14 protein-coding genes, 3 tRNA genes, 2 rRNA genes and 1 pseudogene are annotated in these 18,477 nt (G+C 53.1%); 7 read left to right on the plus strand and 13 right to left on the minus strand.

Features of this window, described 5'->3' with window-relative positions; all coding sequences use genetic code 11:
• Window positions 1-188: 188 nt before the first annotated feature.
• Entirely contained in the window at window positions 189-3,368 is a 3,180-nt protein-coding gene (locus JMJ16_RS37670; RefSeq protein ID WP_201389894.1) for an efflux RND transporter permease subunit, read from the plus strand.
• A gap of 168 nt (window positions 3,369-3,536) precedes the next feature.
• On the opposite strand, the gene JMJ16_RS37675 is transcribed toward JMJ16_RS37670, so the two are convergent.
• The 4 genes and pseudogenes from JMJ16_RS37675 to JMJ16_RS37685 all read right to left on the minus strand — a co-directional run bounded on the left by JMJ16_RS37675 (window position 3,537) and on the right by JMJ16_RS37685 (window position 6,058).
• Window positions 3,537-4,268 (minus strand): WD40 repeat domain-containing protein, encoded by a 732-nt coding sequence (locus JMJ16_RS37675; protein WP_236601886.1) that lies wholly within the window; start codon window positions 4,266-4,268, stop codon window positions 3,537-3,539.
• Window positions 4,269-4,271: 3 nt separating this feature from the next.
• A pseudogene (locus tag JMJ16_RS57525) lies at window positions 4,272-4,403 on the minus strand (WD40 repeat domain-containing protein); the annotation flags it as partial.
• 774 nt (window positions 4,404-5,177) lie between these two features.
• Window positions 5,178-5,294: ribosomal RNA gene (rrf, locus tag JMJ16_RS37680) — 5S ribosomal RNA — on the minus strand.
• Window positions 5,295-5,518: 224 nt separating this feature from the next.
• The gene (locus tag JMJ16_RS37685) at window positions 5,519-6,058 is read right to left on the minus strand and encodes an NUDIX hydrolase (RefSeq protein WP_201389896.1); all 540 of its coding nucleotides are present in this window, start codon (window positions 6,056-6,058) and stop codon (window positions 5,519-5,521) included.
• Window positions 6,059-6,350: 292 nt separating this feature from the next.
• On the opposite strand from JMJ16_RS37685, the gene JMJ16_RS37690 reads away from it, so the two are divergent.
• The 3 genes from JMJ16_RS37690 to JMJ16_RS37700 all read left to right on the plus strand — a co-directional run bounded on the left by JMJ16_RS37690 (window position 6,351) and on the right by JMJ16_RS37700 (window position 7,980).
• Window positions 6,351-6,422 (plus strand) — tRNA-Lys (locus tag JMJ16_RS37690).
• A gap of 478 nt (window positions 6,423-6,900) precedes the next feature.
• Entirely contained in the window at window positions 6,901-7,302 is a 402-nt protein-coding gene (locus JMJ16_RS37695) for a PleD family two-component system response regulator (RefSeq protein WP_201389897.1), read from the plus strand.
• Window positions 7,303-7,728: 426 nt separating this feature from the next.
• Window positions 7,729-7,980, plus strand: coding sequence for a YtxH domain-containing protein (locus JMJ16_RS37700; protein ID WP_201370363.1), 252 nt, complete (start codon window positions 7,729-7,731; stop codon window positions 7,978-7,980).
• A 66-nt stretch (window positions 7,981-8,046) separates the two neighbouring features.
• Here the strand turns inward: JMJ16_RS37700 and JMJ16_RS37705 are convergent, their stop codons facing one another.
• The 3 genes from JMJ16_RS37705 to JMJ16_RS37715 are packed head-to-tail and all read right to left on the minus strand — an operon-like array spanning window position 8,047 to window position 8,819.
• Entirely contained in the window at window positions 8,047-8,292 is a 246-nt protein-coding gene (locus JMJ16_RS37705) for a hypothetical protein (protein WP_201389898.1), read from the minus strand.
• 14 nt (window positions 8,293-8,306) lie between these two features.
• Window positions 8,307-8,561: a carboxymuconolactone decarboxylase family protein gene (locus JMJ16_RS37710; protein ID WP_201381440.1), complete on the minus strand. Its 255-nt coding sequence runs from the start codon at window positions 8,559-8,561 to the stop codon at window positions 8,307-8,309.
• Between the two features lie 36 nt (window positions 8,562-8,597).
• Window positions 8,598-8,819 (minus strand): carboxymuconolactone decarboxylase family protein, encoded by a 222-nt coding sequence (locus JMJ16_RS37715; protein WP_052568254.1) that lies wholly within the window; start codon window positions 8,817-8,819, stop codon window positions 8,598-8,600.
• Between the two features lie 229 nt (window positions 8,820-9,048).
• Here JMJ16_RS37715 and purK point away from each other — a divergent pair, with 229 nt between their 5' ends.
• The 3 genes from purK to rrf (JMJ16_RS37730) all read left to right on the plus strand — a co-directional run bounded on the left by purK (window position 9,049) and on the right by rrf (JMJ16_RS37730) (window position 11,126).
• Window positions 9,049-10,212: a 5-(carboxyamino)imidazole ribonucleotide synthase gene (gene purK, locus JMJ16_RS37720; protein WP_201389899.1), complete on the plus strand. Its 1,164-nt coding sequence runs from the start codon at window positions 9,049-9,051 to the stop codon at window positions 10,210-10,212.
• 32 nt (window positions 10,213-10,244) lie between these two features.
• Window positions 10,245-10,853, plus strand: a complete 609-nt coding sequence (locus tag JMJ16_RS37725; RefSeq protein ID WP_201389900.1) for an AIR carboxylase family protein — start codon at window positions 10,245-10,247, stop codon at window positions 10,851-10,853.
• A 156-nt stretch (window positions 10,854-11,009) separates the two neighbouring features.
• Window positions 11,010-11,126, plus strand: a 5S ribosomal RNA gene (rrf, locus tag JMJ16_RS37730).
• Between the two features lie 161 nt (window positions 11,127-11,287).
• Here rrf (JMJ16_RS37730) and JMJ16_RS37735 read toward each other — a convergent pair.
• The 6 genes from JMJ16_RS37735 to JMJ16_RS37760 all read right to left on the minus strand — a co-directional run bounded on the left by JMJ16_RS37735 (window position 11,288) and on the right by JMJ16_RS37760 (window position 18,475).
• Entirely contained in the window at window positions 11,288-11,887 is a 600-nt protein-coding gene (locus JMJ16_RS37735) for a DUF4870 domain-containing protein (RefSeq protein ID WP_201389901.1), read from the minus strand.
• Window positions 11,888-12,195: 308 nt separating this feature from the next.
• Complete coding sequence (gene lon / locus JMJ16_RS37740) at window positions 12,196-14,811, minus strand: endopeptidase La (protein ID WP_201389902.1); 2,616 nt, start codon at window positions 14,809-14,811, stop codon at window positions 12,196-12,198.
• Between the two features lie 136 nt (window positions 14,812-14,947).
• Entirely contained in the window at window positions 14,948-16,222 is a 1,275-nt protein-coding gene (gene clpX, locus JMJ16_RS37745; protein ID WP_201390826.1) for an ATP-dependent Clp protease ATP-binding subunit ClpX, read from the minus strand.
• A gap of 68 nt (window positions 16,223-16,290) precedes the next feature.
• On the minus strand, window positions 16,291-17,724 hold the full coding sequence (gene tig, locus JMJ16_RS37750; RefSeq protein ID WP_201389903.1) for a trigger factor: 1,434 nt from the start codon (window positions 17,722-17,724) through the stop codon (window positions 16,291-16,293).
• Between the two features lie 377 nt (window positions 17,725-18,101).
• Window positions 18,102-18,176: transfer RNA gene (locus JMJ16_RS37755), tRNA-Gly, on the minus strand.
• 224 nt (window positions 18,177-18,400) lie between these two features.
• Window positions 18,401-18,475: transfer RNA gene (locus tag JMJ16_RS37760), tRNA-Gly, on the minus strand.
• Window positions 18,476-18,477: the final 2 nt, after the last annotated feature.

Below are 18,477 nucleotides of genomic sequence, written 5' to 3' on the forward strand. Positions count from 1 at the left end.
TAGCATGTGCACATAGAAACACAATGAAATCACATGGTACATTACGCCCGGTTAGGAGGTTGTTGATAGCTTTTCCCAATTGCGTGAGTACAATGTATACCATACAGAATCGCATAGAATAGGCAGAGCGACAACTCACGCATATTTGGATACGTACATAGAGATGTGCTGTCATCAGGAGCGTACATATGGTATTGCTTTCGCGTTTTAGTCTCGCCAATAAAGGGCTGATGGCGCTTGTCACCATCGTCTTGCTCCTCATTGGTGGCTTACTTATCCCGCAGCTCAAACAGGAGTTATACCCCTCAATTGACCTGCCAGTCGTTACCATTGTGACCACCTATGCCGGGGCCTCGCCCTCGGCTGTTGAGAAAGAGGTGACCAATCCGCTAGAGCAGAGCATTCAAGGCACACCAGGGCTGCAACAATATACCTCGCTTTCAAACGAGGGAAGTTCGATTATTAGCGTCACGTACGATTATGGAACTAATATCGCCCAGGCGCGCCAGGACCTCTCTCAGCGTCTCAGCGCTATTCAGGCCCAATTGCCCAAAGGTGCGACGCCAACTTTACAGTCGTATAGTACGTCGGATATTCCCATTATTTCGCTTGGTGTCTCCTCATCCCAGGCACCACAGGACCTGGCTCAGGCCCTTAAACAGATCGTTGTGCCAGATCTACAGGGCATTCCCAACGTCGCCCGAGTTGACCTGACGGGGGCCAGGGCAACTATTGTCACGATTACCCTGGATCCACAGAAGATGCAGGGCGCGGGCGTGACCTTTGAGCAGGTCCAGACCGCCCTACAAGCCGATAATGTCACGCTACCCGCGGGTAGCCTGATCGATCAGGACCTCTCACGCCCCATTCGCGTGGGCAATACCTTCAACTCTCTGCAAGATCTCAAAGACCTGGTGATTGGTGCCTCGCGAGCCACAAGCAGCGCGGCCTCGTCCGACAGTAGTCTCGCGACCGCTAGCCAGGCAACCAGGCTCAGTGATATCGCCGATATACAACAGGGACTCGAGCCCGAGACTTCGCTCTCGCACATCAATGGCGCGCCCAGTGTCGGCATCTCGCTCACGAAGACGAGCGCAGGCAATAGCCTAACGATCTCACACACCGTCCACAATCACCTGGCCGATCTTGAGAAGAGGCTTGGGCACAATACAAAGATCCTGACCGTCTTTGACCAGGCTCCCTTTATTGAGTTGTCAATGACTGGCCTGATACATGAAGGCTTGCTTGGAGCACTCTTCGCCATTGTGGTGATCCTGGTCTCGCTGTTCTCACTACGCTCGACGCTGGTGGCAGCGGTCTCGATTCCGCTCTCGGTTGTCGTGGCCCTGATTGCCCTCTGGATCGGGAACTATACCCTGAATATCCTGACCCTGGGCGGTCTAACCATCGCAGTTGGGCGCGTCATTGACGACTCGATTGTGGTACTGGAGAATATTTATCGTCACTTGCAACTGGGGGAAGAGAAGAGGAGCGCGGTCTACGCGGGTGTGCGCGAGGTCTCCTCGGCCATTACCGCTTCGACCTTAACCACGGTCGCGGTTTTCCTCCCGCTTGGCTTCGTCAATGGCGAGGTCGGCGTGCTCTTCCGCCCCTTCTCCATCACGGTAGCCGTAGCGCTTCTGGCCTCGTTGCTAATCGCGCTCACTATCGTACCTGTGCTGGCCTACTGGTTCCTGCGCGTCCCTAAGCCTGAGTTTGTTCCCGCTTCGCGGCCTCAGGGCTCTTCGGTTGAGCGCTGCTATATTCCCATCGCGGCCTGGATCACAAAGAAGCGCAATAGCGGCCTGACCATCCTGGCAGCTATCGTTCTCCTGGATGCCACCTTTGTGCTCATCCCTACGCTGCATACGACCTTCCTGGATGGCTCAAGTCAGAATAACTTCCGCCTCAACCAGGAATTGCCGATTGGCACCAGTATCCAGAAGGCCCAGGGCGAGGTCAAGAAGGTCGAGGATATCCTGGCACGCTTCCCAGAAATTCAGACCTACCAGGTCACAGTTGCCCAGAGTAGCTTCTTCTCCTCCAGCGCCCCCAACAGCGCGATCTACAACGTTGTCACCGATAAGGACACGGACCAGAATGATTTGCAGCAGCGAGTCATCAATAGCCTGCATCTGGTCGACAGCAAAATAACCCTCAGCAGCAGCGATAGTACCAGTGACACAACCCTGTTGATCAATATCCAGGCTCCCAATGAGCAGGCCCTGGAAGAGACCAACCGGCAAATTTTCGACACAGTCTTGCATACCCCCAACCTGGCTAATGTGAAGAGTAATCTCTCTGCGGCCTCGCCCCTGGTCGATGTCCATATTGATCCAGACAAGGCGGGAAGATATGGCCTGACCCCGTCACAGGTTGGTCAGTACCTGCGCTCCACCTTTACTGGCACGAGCACCACACGCATTACCCTGGGCGATAGCCAGCAGGATGTACAGATTCACTTTGGTGCGCCCGCCACCAGCATGGATCAGCTACAAAATCAGCTGGTACCCACCTCTGGCGGAAACGTCGTCAGGCTCAGCGATGTGGCCGATATCACCACTACGCTGGGGCCTGTCCAGGTTACGCACCTGGATGGGACGCGTACCGCGACCATCAGTGCACAGGTGACCAGCAATGATATCGGCGCGACCGGAGCGGATGTCCAGAGCCGTATCGCTAAACTAAAGCTCCCTGGAGGAGCCTCTTATAACTTTGGTGGCGTCAAACAACGCCAGGACGATTCTTTCCTAAAGCTAGGCATCGCTATGCTTGCGGCCATCTGCATTGTCTACTTTATTATGGCTATCACACTACGCAGCCTGCTCCAGCCCTTGATCCTGCTGGTCTCTATTCCCTTCGCGGGCACTGGCTCGGTGTTGCTCATGCTGCTTACCAATACGACGCTCAGCGTGACCTCACTGATTGGTCTGCTGATGCTTATCGGCATAGTGGTCACCAATGCCATCGTCTTGATCGACCGCGTAAATCAGTATCGCGAGCGCGGCCTGGACGCGCGTAGCGCGGTCATTCGTGGCGGTAGCGAGCGAGCGCGCCCCATTTTGATGACCGCCAGCGCGACGATTCTTGCCCTGCTCCCCATGGCCCTGGGTCTCAGTGATTCCAGCGCCGTCATGTCGAAGTCGCTCTCCATCGTGGTCATTGGCGGCCTGACCTCTTCGACGGTGCTGACCCTGCTCCTGGTGCCCGCGCTCTACATGGTCGCCGAAGGCATACGCGAGCGCAAGAAGCCTGTACCGCAGCCCCAGATGCAGCCGATCCTGGCTCCGCCACGTATGCAGGCGCTTCCTCCTCCACAGTGGATCATGGGCCAGCAACCACCCAGCCATCCCTTAAGGGCCAATTAGCAATAGGTTTGTGCCAGGACAAGAAAAATCTACTGGTTAGTATGGGGAGGTTGGCAGCCACGGGCTGCGAACCTCCCCATTTCTGTTGCTAACAGAACATTTCCTGTTATTCCTCTTTTTAGAATGTGATATCTGATGTACCAGAAACCATATATGTAAAAGCAGACGTCATTGACCTATAACGTCCCAAACAAGCACAGTTCCATCATCAGAACCAGAAGCAATGGTAGGACCGGATACTTCTGGACCGCTGACTCCGTAGCCAACAGGCCAGGCAACAGTATTTACCGCTGCGGTATGTCTCTTATATGTATATACAAGCTTGCCATTTGTGGCACTCCAAACCTGTACCGTTGTATCAGCAGAACCCGAGGCCAGGAGCGCTCCATAAGGAGACCAGGCAACGACTTGCACTGGCCCTTTATGACCAGAATAGGTAAGTATCCTGCTTCCATTGGTTGCATCCCAGATATGTACCGTACCATCAGTAGAGGCAGATGCTAGATGGGCTCCATCAGGAGACCAAGCCACACATGTCACTTCTCTAACATGTTCTCGATACATCACAGTCGTCTTGCCGTTAGTTGCATCCCAGATATGTACCGTACCATCGGTAGAGGCAGACGCCAGGTGAGCTCCATCAGGAGACCAGGCCACACATGTGACTACATTTCTGTGTTCCCGGTATCTTACAACGGTCTTACCATTGGTCGCATCCCAAACCTGAGCTGTTATATCGGCGGATGCAGAAGCCAGATATCTCCCATTGGGAGACCAGGCCACGGTATGTACTGATTCTTTATGACCTGTATATGTGAGAACATCGTCGTCGCCGATCACAGAAAACTCAGAATAGCTCGTTATCTTGCTGGGACCCTCTACCATTTTCGTAATTCGCACAAGACCATCCCTGGAAGCAGTGGCCAAATGTGTGCCATCAGGAGACCAGGCCACACTGTTAACCGAGTCTTTATGTCCCCGATAGATATAGGAGGCAGGAGGAGAACTACCATATACATCGGGATCATATTCCATATCGATCACTTGTACAGTTTGATCGGCGCTGGCGGAGGCCAGATACGTGGTAGTATCTTTTGTAGTATTTTTTGTGAACCGGCAACGCTATATACAGGGCCATCATGCCTTATATGGGTAAACACATTGTCTGGAGGGAGATTGGCTAAATAATTTACAGCGGAATTCGCAACACATAATGAGCCACCATAAATGAGGCCTATGGAAATTACTCCAGCTCCAACCAGCGTGAGAAGCTTGCGGCGGCTCATTCGTGTTGGAGGCTTCGGAGGCAAAACTGGGATAGGCTGGACCTGCAGGCCACCTGGTAGCAAATACTCCTGTGGCTGAGAGGATAGCCAGATGTGTTCAGCATCAGGTGTGGTAACATCTTGCACATCTATCTTCTCTTTCTCACTTGCCAGAGGAGCTCCACAAGCGGCACAACGAGTATATGCAGGTTCGTTCGTTGCGCCGCATGTCTGACAGAAAAGGGGAGAATGCATCATGCGTATCATCCTCGTTAATAAAATTGCTCGTTTGCTTAAGTTCTTACTCAGATTATAGGACTTGCAGGTGTACTAGCAGCAAGATCTGCGGATATATTTCTACTGTTTTTTTCCCCAAAAAAAAGCTCCATAATCCCTCATTATTACGATGAGGGATTATGGAGCTTTTCTGTATCTAGCAAGATGGTGCTTTATCTTGGTTAAAAACAAAGAAACCGCTCATATGAGCGGGCGAAACGGCGGTGTCCAGCTTGATAATAAAAAAGACCGCCCATGTGAGCAGGTGAAACGGCGGTGTCCTATTTTCCCGTGGGGCTGCCCCCAAAGTATCGTTGGAGCTGAAGAGCTTAACTACCGTGTTCGGGATGGGAACGGGTGTACCCTCTTCGCAATAACCACCGGTTCGCCTGCGCATACAAGCGGTTCCGATTGACATGATGTATAATACCATCCTCTTGGCGATTTGTCAACGCTTTTTTTGCGACTTTTCAAAAGTCATCAAAAAGTCATTGGCTTTCGCGCCTGCGGCGCTCAAGGAGTAGAGTGAAGTGGCTGTGTGGTGGGCGGATGCCCACCACACAGCCACTTCACTCTCTCAGAGAAGATAACGAGCCGAGGAATGCAGGTCTATTGGGCATGAGGGTCGTGAAGGATGGACGGGGGCTGCAAGGCCTCGCCAACCTGGTCTTTGCTGACTGTTTGTGAGGGATAGGTCTTGCCCTCTAGCAGGTGCTGCAAAGGCAGGAAGAGTGGCTCCGGCAGTGCATTCCAGGTGAACCAGCCTACCTCTGATTCTTCATGGGCGTCTCCCACGTGTGGCTCTCCAGAAACATACTTTGCCTCCATCCAGATGGTCGCGTAGTGCTTATGCTCCTTCTCGAAGACATCGTTGGTGACGACACGGAATTTGACATCGCTGATCGTCACGCCAGCCTCTTCTTTTGTTTCGCGTATGGCACAATCTTCAAATGATTCGCCAAACTCAGGGTGCCCCACTATCGGCGCCCAGGTTTCAGCTCCATGAACATTGACCCGCTTATTCAATAGAATACTGTCGCCCTTGTGTATCAGCACGGCGATGCTGGCCAGCGTCTTTGTCTCTCCCTGTTGCTGTTGTTGCCCCTGATTCTGTGGCGTCTCGCCTTGAGGGATCGTAGGTCTCTCCATATAGTTACCTCCTTCTTTTATTCCACTTATATGCATTAATATAAGCACGAAGCATAGGCAATGGAGGTAGCACATATTCTATGAATACCCTGATGATTTAGTATTATCCTATTGTATCGACGCTGGCAAGCCTTAAAGCGAGTATGATCCCAGAGAATATTTCTCCTCCGGTCAGCATCCTACTTCGATCTTTATCAATTCGATGCAACTCTGCTAAAAAATCATGGTTTTGAGCACAAAGACCCCTTGCCAGATTGAGAAAAATACGCTACAATAGCCATGTCTTCGAAATGAGCGTGTAACTCAGTGGTAGAGTATCCGACTTTTAATCGGGTTGCCGTGGGTTCGATCCCCACCACGCTCATTCTTTTTTTTTATTTTTCGCGGTTTGCACTCCCTAATACAACTTCATTCTGCATCTCAACGCACAAACAAACGGACATACAACAAGGTACATCTCACCAATGTAGGCGTGGGCGTAATTTTTCCCCTATTACAGCGATTACTAACCATCTTCTTTATGGTTAAGTAACAATATTACCCATTCAGCTGAGCCTAACCAGTATCTATCTGACATGGTTCTGACGTATGATATGTAATAGGAGAGCCTGAGCGCTCGCATAGCGAGCCAAGGCAAGGGTTGGAAGTCTCTAGTGGTCAGCCTTGCGGCCTTGTTGAGATAAGAGAAACATGGTACACTACAATACAAGCAGAATGCTATGGCACAACAATAAGACGCAAAACCGTGCCTCACAGACACACGAAGTGGATTAGGGGTGCGTTCGCGCTAGCAGGAGGCGGTGTCTTGAGCGGGCCTGGCTCGTGTATGGCACTGAAGAGATGTGACGAAACGGATATTAGTTGTTGATGACAGAAATGAGCTGCTACACCTGATGCGCCGCGTCCTGGAGGACGAGCAGTACCAGGTCTCGATCCTGCAAGAAGGCCGAGACGCAGTCGCACGCGTCAAAAGCCAGTTGCCCGATCTTCTCATCCTTGATCTCAAATTGGGCGATATCTCCGGACAGGATATTCTCAAGCAGCTCAAAAGTGACTCCGTCACTGGCGATATTCCCATTATCGTATATACAGCGGCTGTGCTAGAGGCCGATGAGGTCTCCCGGCTCATCGAGAGTGACACTCAACTCTACAACGGCGTCTACCTGTTGCGCAAACCCTTTGAGCTACAGGTCCTGCTCGACAAAGTAGAAGAGCTGCTCGAAAAAGCCGGTCAGGGGCGCTAACCATTCATATCGATCAGGTCTGACACCTTGACCAGATCTAACACCTTTCTATAGAGGTGAGGCAGGCGAGCGACATACACCTGAGTAGTGCGCGGCTGCTTACGGGTTCGGTCACTGCCAGGTCCCCTTTACATGCTTCCAAGCCATGTTTTTACTGTAGCCAGGATTGGTGTAGCAGCCTGGCTATGATACTATCCATATCCGCGAGACTCAATAGGTATTCTGGGTAGTATATGCGTCTCAATCCATTCATGCAACGCATATACTATGTATACTATAGGCGCGAGTAAGCATTCCGCTCATACTCGCAAACCTATATCGTCATCAAACAGGCTTTTATATAACTCAGAATTTTCTCTATTCAGGCGTTGGAAGACGCATCACTTGCTGGCATATGCCAATCGCAGGGAAGAAAGGAAAGAGGCGATGAAGTTTATCTTAGGACTCTTGCTTGGACTCGGAATCGGTGTTGGTATTGGTCTCCTCATCGCACCACAATCTGGCGAGGCGACACGCGCGCAGCTCAACGAGCAGGGCGTCTTGCTCCGCTCGGGGAACTTTAGTGAGGAAATTCGCGCACGCGCACAGGAAGCTCTCACCCAGGGTCGTCAGCTCTACAGCCGCACCAAAGACGACCTGACCGACCGCTACACCCAGGCCCGCTCCGGTAACCTGTAACATTTGCCAAACAAACAAGTAGCCGCGTACGCCAGTAGCGGACCCGCTACTGGCGTACGCGGCTACTTACTGGCGCTCGTAGAGTTTGAGCAACTGGTCAACTTTGTTGCCGATTTCGTGCCAGATATGGTGCTGGTAATCCAGCATACGCGACTGATTAAGGTCAAAGTCGCGATTGCCTGGATCTTTCTGTGCATTGGCCGAAAACTGTTGTGAGAGCGCCAGCGTTTTATCGCCGCGTCCATGCAAATAGACTGCCAGCTCTTGCAGATCTTTCAAAAGCGCCTGGTATTTCTCTTCTATATTCGCCATAACTCTTATTTCCCTTATGTTGGTGGTGGATTAATCTTCAATGCATCCGCGAAACGATTAAAAAAGTTGAAGAGACCGACAACAGTCGTAATCTCAACAATCTCCCCATCGTCAAAGTACTCTTGCAGCTCATCCCATAACTCTTCGCTCACATCGCGCGCACTCGTCGTCACGACCTCCGCATAGTGTAGCGCAACCAGCTCGCGCTCCGTAAAGAGGTGGCGATGGCGATCAATATGGTAGAGCGCATCGAGCAACTCTTCCTTCACACCCAGCTGCCTTGCCAAGGCAGTATGAGCAGCCATTCAATATGAACAGTGATTGACCTGGGAGACGCGAATCGCCACCAGCTCTTTTAGCTGCGGCTCTACGGTGCCACTGCGCATCGCGGCTTCGACCAGTTGCAGTGCTGGCTGCATAAGCTCTGGCCGATGTGCCATGACGCGAAAGAGTGACTCCATTGTCGCGCCACCAGGAGTATTCTCCATGGAGATGGCTATTTTATTATCAGGAGGAATACGCGACATCCTCAACAAGTCCTTTTCTTTTCTTGGAATATACAACTAACGCTGTGCATTCTATCACATCTACCTCACACATACTCTATTTGACATGTTATCCTATGGTTGCTTAGAATGAACATATCCTCTTAGAATATACCTGGCAAGGTGTGATGGAGAGTGTAGCACAAGCTAAGCAGCAAAAGACTGGCCTCGCCGCGTCCATATGAGGCGAAGCCAAAGGAGATTCTGGCGAGTGAACGTACAATTGAATCCTACAGAGGCCGAGATCGTTGCCTCTACACATATTGGCATTATCGGTGGTGGTCAACTCGGGCTGATGATCAGTGAAGCTGGACGGGCCATGGGCTATCAAGCCTTGACGGTACTTGATCCTACACCCAACGCACCAGCAGCGGTAGTAGCCGAGCAGATCGAGGGAGAATTGAAAGATCCCCAGGCGCTACGCAAGCTGGCCGAGCGCAGCGATATCCTCACCTACGAAATCGAGCATATCAACACTGAGGCCCTTGAACAACTCCAGAACGAAGGGCATACCATTCATCCCTCACCCCAGATTCTGGCCGTAATTCAGGATAAATTCCGTCAGAAGGAGTTCCTGGCCGCGCACGGTATCCCCGTTGCCCCTTTCCGCTCCGTAGCCTCGCGAAGCGATATTGAGGAGCTGGCCCAGACATGGGGCTATCCCCTGGTGCTCAAGGCGAAGAAAGATGCCTATGATGGACGCGGCAACGCGCGCATCAATAACGCAGAGGATATTGATAGCGCCCTGGCCCACCTGGCGGGACGCGAACTCTACGTTGAGCAACGCATTGATCTGGAGAAAGAACTGGGCCTGATGATCTCGCGCAATGCACGCGGAGAGATCGCCGCGCATCCGGTCGTTGAGATGATCCATGAACGCGATATCTGCCAGGCTGTCCTGGCGCCCGCTCCCATTGATGCCACCCTGCTCAAGGAGGCCGAGACCATCGCGCACCAGGCCATTGACCAGCTACACGGCATTGGTATCTTCGGCGTCGAGCTATTCCTGGACAAGGCTGGCAAGCTCTGGCTAAACGAGATCGCACCCCGCCCTCATAACTCAGGGCACTATACCATCGAGGCCTGCCTCACTTCCCAGTTTGAGCAGCATCTGCGCGCCATCACCAACCTCTCGCTCGGCACAACCACCATGCGCTATCCGGCGTCAGTCATGATTAACATCCTGGGCGAGCGCAATGGGCCAGCAGAAGTTCACTGGAGCCAGGAGTTTGATCCCCAGCACGTCTTCGTCCATCTCTACGGCAAGCGCGAGACTCGTATTGACCGCAAAATGGGGCATATCACAGTCGTTGGCGACAACCTCGAAGATGTCTATCAGCTAGCCCTCAAAGTCAGAGCCGCCCTCACCATTTAAAAACATAATCTGAGAAAAGCGAGAAACAATATATGCAACAAGAGCAACCTGGCGAGAACGTGCGCGCAGCACTGAATTTGGGCCACGAGCACGGTGTGCTGGTCTCAACCGAGGGGGTAGGAGAAGCCGCCCGGGGCGAGCCAAAAGTCCTCGTCACCATGGGTAGCGACTCCGATCTGCCCTTGATGATGAAGGCCGTCGATATCCTGCGCTACGAGTTTGGCATCCCCTGCCTGGTACAGATCAACTCTGTCCACCGTGACCTGCGCGCCGCCGTGCAACATATTGAGAATCTCCCAGCCTCCATCCAGGTCGTCATCGCCTGTGCGGGCGGCGCAGCCCACCTGCCAGGCAACATCGCTGACCTGCGCGCCGACCTGCCAGTCATCGGCGTCCCACGCGACCTGGGAGCACTCAAAGGCATAGACGCCCTGCTCTCCATGGTCCAGATGCCAGAGGGCGCCCCCGTCGCTGTCATGGCCATCGGCGATGCCGGCGCGGTCAACGCCGGCATCCACGCCGCCAAAGAAGTAGCCATCGGCGACCCCGCCATTCGCGAACGTCTCCAGGCCTACGCCGAGAAACGCAAAGGCAAAGTCCGCCGCCAAAACGAAACCCTCGAAGAGAAAATAAAAGGGTAAATTGATGTGAAAATGAAGGGCGGTGCTGACGCACCGCCCTTCATTTTCACATCAATTTACCCACTTTTTGAAAAGTCGTAAAAAAGGTGTTGACAAATCGCCAAGAGGATGGTATTATACATCATGTCAATCGGAACCGCTTGTATGCGCAGGCGAACCGGTGGTTATTGCGAAGAGGGTACACCCGTTCCCATCCCGAACACGGTAGTTAAGCTCTTCAGCTCCAACGATACTTTGGGGGCAGCCCCACGGGAAAATAGGACACCGCCGTTTCGCCCGCTCACACAAGCGGTTTCTTTATATCTGGTAGAGAGATGCTCCTGGCAACCTGCAGTTGCCAGGAGCATCTCTCTACCAGATATATTGCCTAAAAAACAGAAAGGGAGGGGCAACATGACGCTGCCCCTCCCTCTTGCTCTTTTCTGAATGGATTTCTAGAATGAGCCAGTGTTAACATACTTCTCAGCGAGATCGCCAATCACAGGTAGCTTGAAGGTTTTACCTTGGAAGGCATTGATCAAAGTGATCAGCCAGCCCACGAAGAAGGCAATCCAGAGGATACTACTCGCGCATCCCAGCGCCAACGCAATCCCAGATGGTAGAGTACCCGTGGCGATACTAAGGATGATGTTGATGACGAAAATCGCGCCAGAGAACAAGATTGACTGCATCGCATAGAAACGGACAAAGCGGTTCTGCTTCTCAATAAGGAAGAAAACCAGGCCACTGATCCAACCGAAGATAACGGCCAGGCCCGCCGCGACGTTCGGCTGCATGTTGATCGACATGGGCTCGCCGGCGCCGGGCTGACCATAGCCCGGCTGACCATATCCAGGCTGCTGGCCATAAGGCGGCTGGTAACCCTGCGGGCCTGGCTGCTGATAGCCCTGACCCGGCTGCTGATAGTTCTGCTGCTCATACTGCTGGGGGTTAGGCTGCCCCTGCTGCCCGCTGTATGGATCGCCTCCCTGCTGAGGAGGATACCCGCTGCCATATTGAGGGTTCTGCTGCTGGTTTGGATCGTAGTAACTCATGTACGACACATCCTCTCTTTGAGTATCTTTATAAATCCATTCAGGGGTAGCATCACTTTCTAGTAGCACATCCCTGACTGTTCTAACTATACCATCTACAGGGCATAAATGACTATTCTTTTTGGAGCAAACTGTTTGCCCGCTACAGAATTAAACGTCTCCCCGCCAAATTTATCAAATCGTTCCCTTGCTTTCATTTCTCTCTACCACATAAACGCTTCTATGTTTACTTATTTGCTGTTGTTTTTATAGACCACAAAAAAGAGGCCGATGCAATCGGCCTCTTTTTTGTGGTCTATATTACCCCTTTATTGCTTTTCTTGCTCTTTGTGGGAGCGTGCCTGGGGATAGAGAGGCGAGGGGGTCTCGCGGGGCACGATAAACGGCTCACGCTCCTCTGGCTCTTCGGCATCACGTTTCTCTTGCTCCATGGCCGCGCTTTTATTCATGCGTGGGCGCTTCTGACTCTCGGAAACGAGCGGGCCATCGCGCTCTTCCAGGCGCAGGGGTACAATCTCGCCTCCATTTGCTGGTCGCTCTTCTACCTCCTCCTCAGGTGGTAGCAGGGCAATCTCAATTACCTCGTCCATATTCTCGACCAGGGTAAACTGGAGTCGCTGACGAATACGGGAGGGGATTTCGATGAGATCTTTTTTGTTTTCAGCGGGAGCAATGATATGGGTAATGCCTGCTTGCTGGGCCGCCAGGACCTTCTCTTTCAGGCCTCCAATAGGCAGGACATCACCCAGCAAGGTGATTTCACCAGTCATGGCGATATCACCACGTACGGCGCGCCTGGTCAATGCCGACACCAGGGTTGTGGCGATGGTGATGCCTGCTGAGGGTCCATCTTTGGGCATTGCGTTCTCTGGCATGTGGATATGCAGGTCGGTGGCATCCTGAAAATTGGGATCGATCTTCAACATATCGGCGCGCGTGCGGATATAGGAGAGCGCCGCCATGGCCGATTCCCGCATTACGTCTCCAAGCTGACCAGTCACCATCAGGTCGCCCTTACCAACCATGGTCACAACCTCAACGGGTAGCATAACGCCGCCGTTCTCGGTCACGCCCAGGCCCATTGCTGAGCCGACGCGTGGCTTATGCGTCAACTGCATATCCGCGTAGCGCGGCAGGCCCAGGTATTGCCCCAGGTTATGCGTCGTCAGACGAATACGTGTATTCGGCTTCTCCAGCACACGCCGGGCGGCTTTACGACAGATTGTGGCCAGTTGGCGCTCCAGATTACGCACACCTGCCTCGCGCGTGTAATCCGTCACGATATGCTGCATAACAGGCTGAGGAATGCGTACCTGCTCAAGACCCAGGCCATGCTCGTTCAATACCTTGGGCCAAAGGTGCCTTGTGCCGATATTCACCTTCTCGTCAAGCATATAGCCTGGCAGGTCGATGATATCCATACGGTCGGCCAGGGGCCGGGGAATCTGGTATTTTACGTTCCCGGTACAGATGAAGAAGACCTCGGAGAGATCAAAGGGGATCTCCAGGTAGTGGTCGACGAAGGCCTTGTTCTGAGCAGGGTCCAGTACCTCCAACAGGGCCGCGCTTGGATCTCCACGCTGCTCCGCCGAGAGCTTATCGATCTCGTCAAGCAGGAAGACCGGATTACGCACACCCACCGTCTTCATACTCTGAATGATGCGACCAGGCAGAGCGCCGACGTAGGTGCGGCGATGACCGCGAATCTCCGCCTCATCGTGGACGCCACCAAGCGAGATACGCGCAAACTTGCGCCCCAGAGCCTTAGCAATGGAGTAACCCAGCGAGGTCTTGCCCACGCCTGGCGGGCCAATCAGACAGAGAATCTGCCCCTGGCTCTCGCTCTTGGGAAGCCCTTCGCGACTGGCCTGCTGCTGCCGTAGCTGGCGTACAGCCAGGAACTCGATGATGCGCTCTTTAATACCCTCCAGGCCGTAGTGGTCATCTTCGAGGATACGTCGCGTGGCCTCGATATCAAAGGTCTCCTGGCTCCGCTCGTTCCAGGGAAGCGCCAGCAACCAATCGATATAGGCACGAATCACGCTGATCTCAGCCGACTGTTGGGGCATACGCTCCAGGCGGTCGATCTCCTTGCGCACCCTGGTCGTGACCTCGTCTGGTAGCTTCTTCTCAGCCAGGCGCTTGCGCAGTTCATCCGACTCGGAAGTGGTATCCATCCCCAGTTCTTCCTGGATGGCGCGCAATTGCTCGCGCAGGTAGAACTCCTTCTGGGTGCGATCCACCTGCGAGCGCACACGACTGCGAATAGTCGTCTCCAGTTCCAGGATCTCAATCTCGTTGCCAATCAGGACACAGATCTTCTCCAGGCGCTCCATGGGATCTAACGTCTCCAGGAGGTCCTGCTGGTGCTGGCTATCGGTGACAATATGAGCCGCCAGGGTATCAGAGAGGCGACTGGCCGTCTTGAGCGCCACAATCGAATTGATATCCTCGACTGAGAAGCGCCGGCTTAGCTGCGCATACTGTTCAAAGAGACCTATGGCGTGGCGGACCATAGCATCGGCCTGCGAGCCAGTGGCCTGGACATCGTCGTGCACCTCAACCTGCACACGCATAAAAGGCTCGGTCTCAGTAAACTCTTTCACGCTGACCCGGTTTATGCCACGGATGACCACCTGCATACTGCCATCCTGCTGGCGATGCATAGTGGAGACCTCAGCCAGGGTACCGATGGGGTAAATATCTTTGAACTCGGGGTCGTCTATATCTGCATCACGCTGCGTCACTGCGACCAGCATGCGGTCTGGTCGCATCATAGTTTCTTCAACGGCACGAACTGTCTTCTCGCGGGCAATGACCAACGCATGCCGATTATGGGGGAAGGCCACTATATTCTTCAACGCCACAAGCGGATAACTTTCCAACATCTCCTCTACATGTTCCTGGCGTTCCTGTTCACTCATTGGTTTCCCACCTGTCTAGCCTGACCGGTCACCTACCTACAAAAACCTACTGCATCAAATCCAATGAACGATCGCTGGGCATCGCACCGCTTTATTTCTGCCCTCATGCTAGGCTACAAAAGTTGATGAGTCTGCCCTAGGCAGACTCATTCTCAGAATAGGCATTGGTGCGATCCGTCCTCGTCACAAGCAAGGGCTTATGGCGGGAAGAAATCACCTCTCCGTTTATGATCACCTTCTTCACGTCGGCGCGAGAAGGAATTTCGTACATTACGTCCAGCAGGACGTCCTCGATAATCGAGCGCAGACCGCGCGCACCTGTCTTCTGCTTCAGCGCTCGCTCGGCTGCCGCCTCTAGCGCATCACTGGTGAAGACAAGGTCCACATGATCGAGCTGTAAGAACTTCTGATACTGCTTTACAATCGCGTTCTTAGGCTCAGTCAGGATGCGCACCAGGGCCTCCTGATCCAATGGATCAAGCGAAACACTTACGGGGAGACGTCCCACAAACTCGGGAATCAGGCCGAATTTGAGCAGGTCATCGGGATTGAGCTTGGTGAGAATCGGCTGATCCTTCTCTTGCTCCGCAGTCTCGCCAGCCGGTTTGATACCACTAAAGCCCATCATCTTATTGCTACCAAGGCGCTGCTCCACAATTTTATCCAGGCCCTCAAAGGCACCTCCACAGATAAAGAGGATGTTTGAAGTATTGATCTGGATGAAATCCTGGTGCGGGTGCTTGCGTCCACCCTGAGGAGGCACATTGGCCACCGTACCCTCGATAATCTTCAGTAACGCCTGCTGCACACCCTCGCCCGAGACATCACGCGTAATCGAGGGGTTGTCCGATTTGCGCGCGATCTTATCGATCTCGTCAATGTACACAATGCCGCGTTCAGCGCGTGCGATATCGAAGTCAGCCGTCTGGATCAAACGGAGGAGGATATTCTCCACATCCTCACCGACGTAACCGGCCTCCGTCAACGCGGTCGCGTCCGCGATACAGAAGGGAACGTCGAGGACTTTTGCCAGCGTCTGAGCCAGCAGGGTCTTACCACTACCAGTTGGACCTATCAGCAGGATGTTACTCTTGCCCAGTTCGACATCATCGATCTGCATGCCGACGCCGATGCGCTTGTAGTGGTTGTAGACCGCTACCGCCAGGGCACGCTTGGCACGTTCCTGACCAATGACATAATTGCTAAGCTGCTCATAGATCTTCTTGGGCGCGGGCATCTTCCCTGTCTGCGTACCACGAGGCTTGGCAACAGTGGCTTGCTCCTCTTCGATGATTTCTCGACACAGGTCGATACACTCATCGCAGATGTAGACCCCGCCAGGCCCAGCGATTAAACGCTGAACCTGGTCCTGACTCTTGCCACAAAATGAACAACGGTATGTTGTGCGCATGTTTTTCGAGTTTGCCACGTCTGTTACCTTTCCTACTAGTGCTTTCTCCGCACCTGGTAGCGATATGCTTACTCTACGGTCTGATCCTTGGTGTCCTCGGGTAGAGATGTTTCTGTTGCAGACGCCTCACTCTTGCTACTCTCATTATCAGTCTCGGCCGCAATCTCCTCAGCAGCAGCCGCGGCCGCAATAGCACTCTCTTCGCTCTCTGTGCCTTCCGCCGCGTCTGGATCGGGTCCGGCAACGATATCAACCAGGCGACCAGTTGTCTTCTCGCGCAGGAAGCTGCGGGCTAGCGCATCCGCCTGCTCTTTGCTGCGCTGAAGTGGCTGTCCACTCTGATCATAGAGATCGAAGAGCATCTTAATCTCGTCTGGCGAAACCGTAATGTCCTCGGCCTTGGCAATCGCATCCAGTACCAACTGGCGCTTCACGCTCTTCTCGGCGTCGGGGCGCAGCTCTTTGAGATACTCTTCACGCGATTTGCGCATCATCATCAGGTACTGGTCTAGCGAGAGCTTCTGCTGCTCCAGAAGATGCGAGAACTGGTGGAGCATCTCTTCTGCCTGCTCGTCAATCAACAGCGGATGCAGGGTAAAGCTTGACTGCTCAATGACGGCATCCAGGGCCTTGTCTCTCAGTTCCTCACGAATGCGACGCTTCTTATTTTCCAGAATGTTATCGCTCAAGAACTTGCGCAGGTCTTCCAGGCTGGTATACTGGCCATCACTGACCTTTTCAGCAAACTCGTCATTTAGTTCAGGAAGCTCTTTCTCTTCAACCTTATGCAGCTTGACTTCAAACTGCGCCTCCTGACCAGCAAGTTTTTCGTTGCCATAGTCAGCGGGGATGGTTGTGGTAAAGCTCTTCTCTTCTCCGGCGTTCATGCCTACGATATGCTCATCCATGCCCGAGAAGAGACCAACGCGCTCGTGGGTCAACTCAAAGGGATTATCTTTCAGGTCAGAGACTTTCTGCTCACCGCTGGTCACTTTGAGGTCCATCGTCACGCGGTTATCATACTCAGCGGCGTGCTCAACCTCTTTCCAGGTGGTCAAACGCTGGCGCAGAGTGTCCAGCTCTTGCTCGACCTCCTCAGAGGTAACATCAGCCTCCTCGCGCTCCATCTGGACGGACTTGTAATCGCCCAGTTCAACGGGAGTAACGATGGGAACAGTAATCTTGAAGTGGTAGGGTTCTCCCATTTCGATAGAGGGCGCATCCAGCGTCGGCTGCGTAATGGGAACAATCTCGTGCTCAACAAGGGTGTCACGATAGGCCTCGGAAATCAGCTCATCAAGGCCCTCCTGGTAAATGTATTCCTTGCCCAGTCTGCGCTCAATCATTGAGCGAGGGGCTTTCCCTCGACGGAACCCCTGTATATCTACCTGCTTTACAATCTTTTTATATGCCTTATCCGAGGCTTTTTCCATCTCATCCCAGGTAACATCTACTTCCAGTACTGCCTCGCTGGTTGGCAACTTTTCAACAGAGACCTTCACAGTTCCTCCAACAGGTTTTCTTTATCATAAATCGCGTACGTAGTCTTTGTTCGGAAATAAAATTCAAAGCTACAGTGTCTTATTATATCGCGGGTAAGTAGGCTGTGGGAAGTACCTATCCTGGGAGAATACATAGGATTGTTGGTATATTCGAGGCACAATATCGAAGGTGACCCACATGATTGCAGCGCGAATAGGCCATGCCCCGTACTCTCTCAGCTGTCTCCCACCTCTAGACCACCCCACAACAGAGTATCTCGTCTCGCTTATCGCATCCTTCAAAACAGATGTTATGATGGTATGTCTTGTGTGGGTTTTGTCTGCACTTGCCCACAGAGGGCTAACCGTGTTACCAGTCGCCCTCTGCTTCAAGAATTTGGAGCGGGAGACGGGATTCGAACCCGCGACATTCACCTTGGCAAGGTGACGCTCTACCACTGAGCCACTCCCGCATATTCGGTTGTCATGGTAGCTACCAGCGTGCATCATAGCGATGCTTACTCCAACCACCACAGTTCAGCGTGGCCACTGCGATACATATCGTTTTTCCTTCCTGTCCAGTATAACAAACGAAAGCTTTTTTTTCTTCCACTTGTCACACCGTCAGCCTTCGCACCTCTTAGCTAACAAACAAGGTAGACAAGAGAGCGCTACGATACTCTAGTGCAAGACCACCTGGAGCGGGAGACGGGATTCGAACCCGCGACATTCACCTTGGCAAGGTGACGCTCTACCACTGAGCCACTCCCGCAA

It is taken from the genome of Ktedonobacter sp. SOSP1-52 (assembly GCF_016587395.1).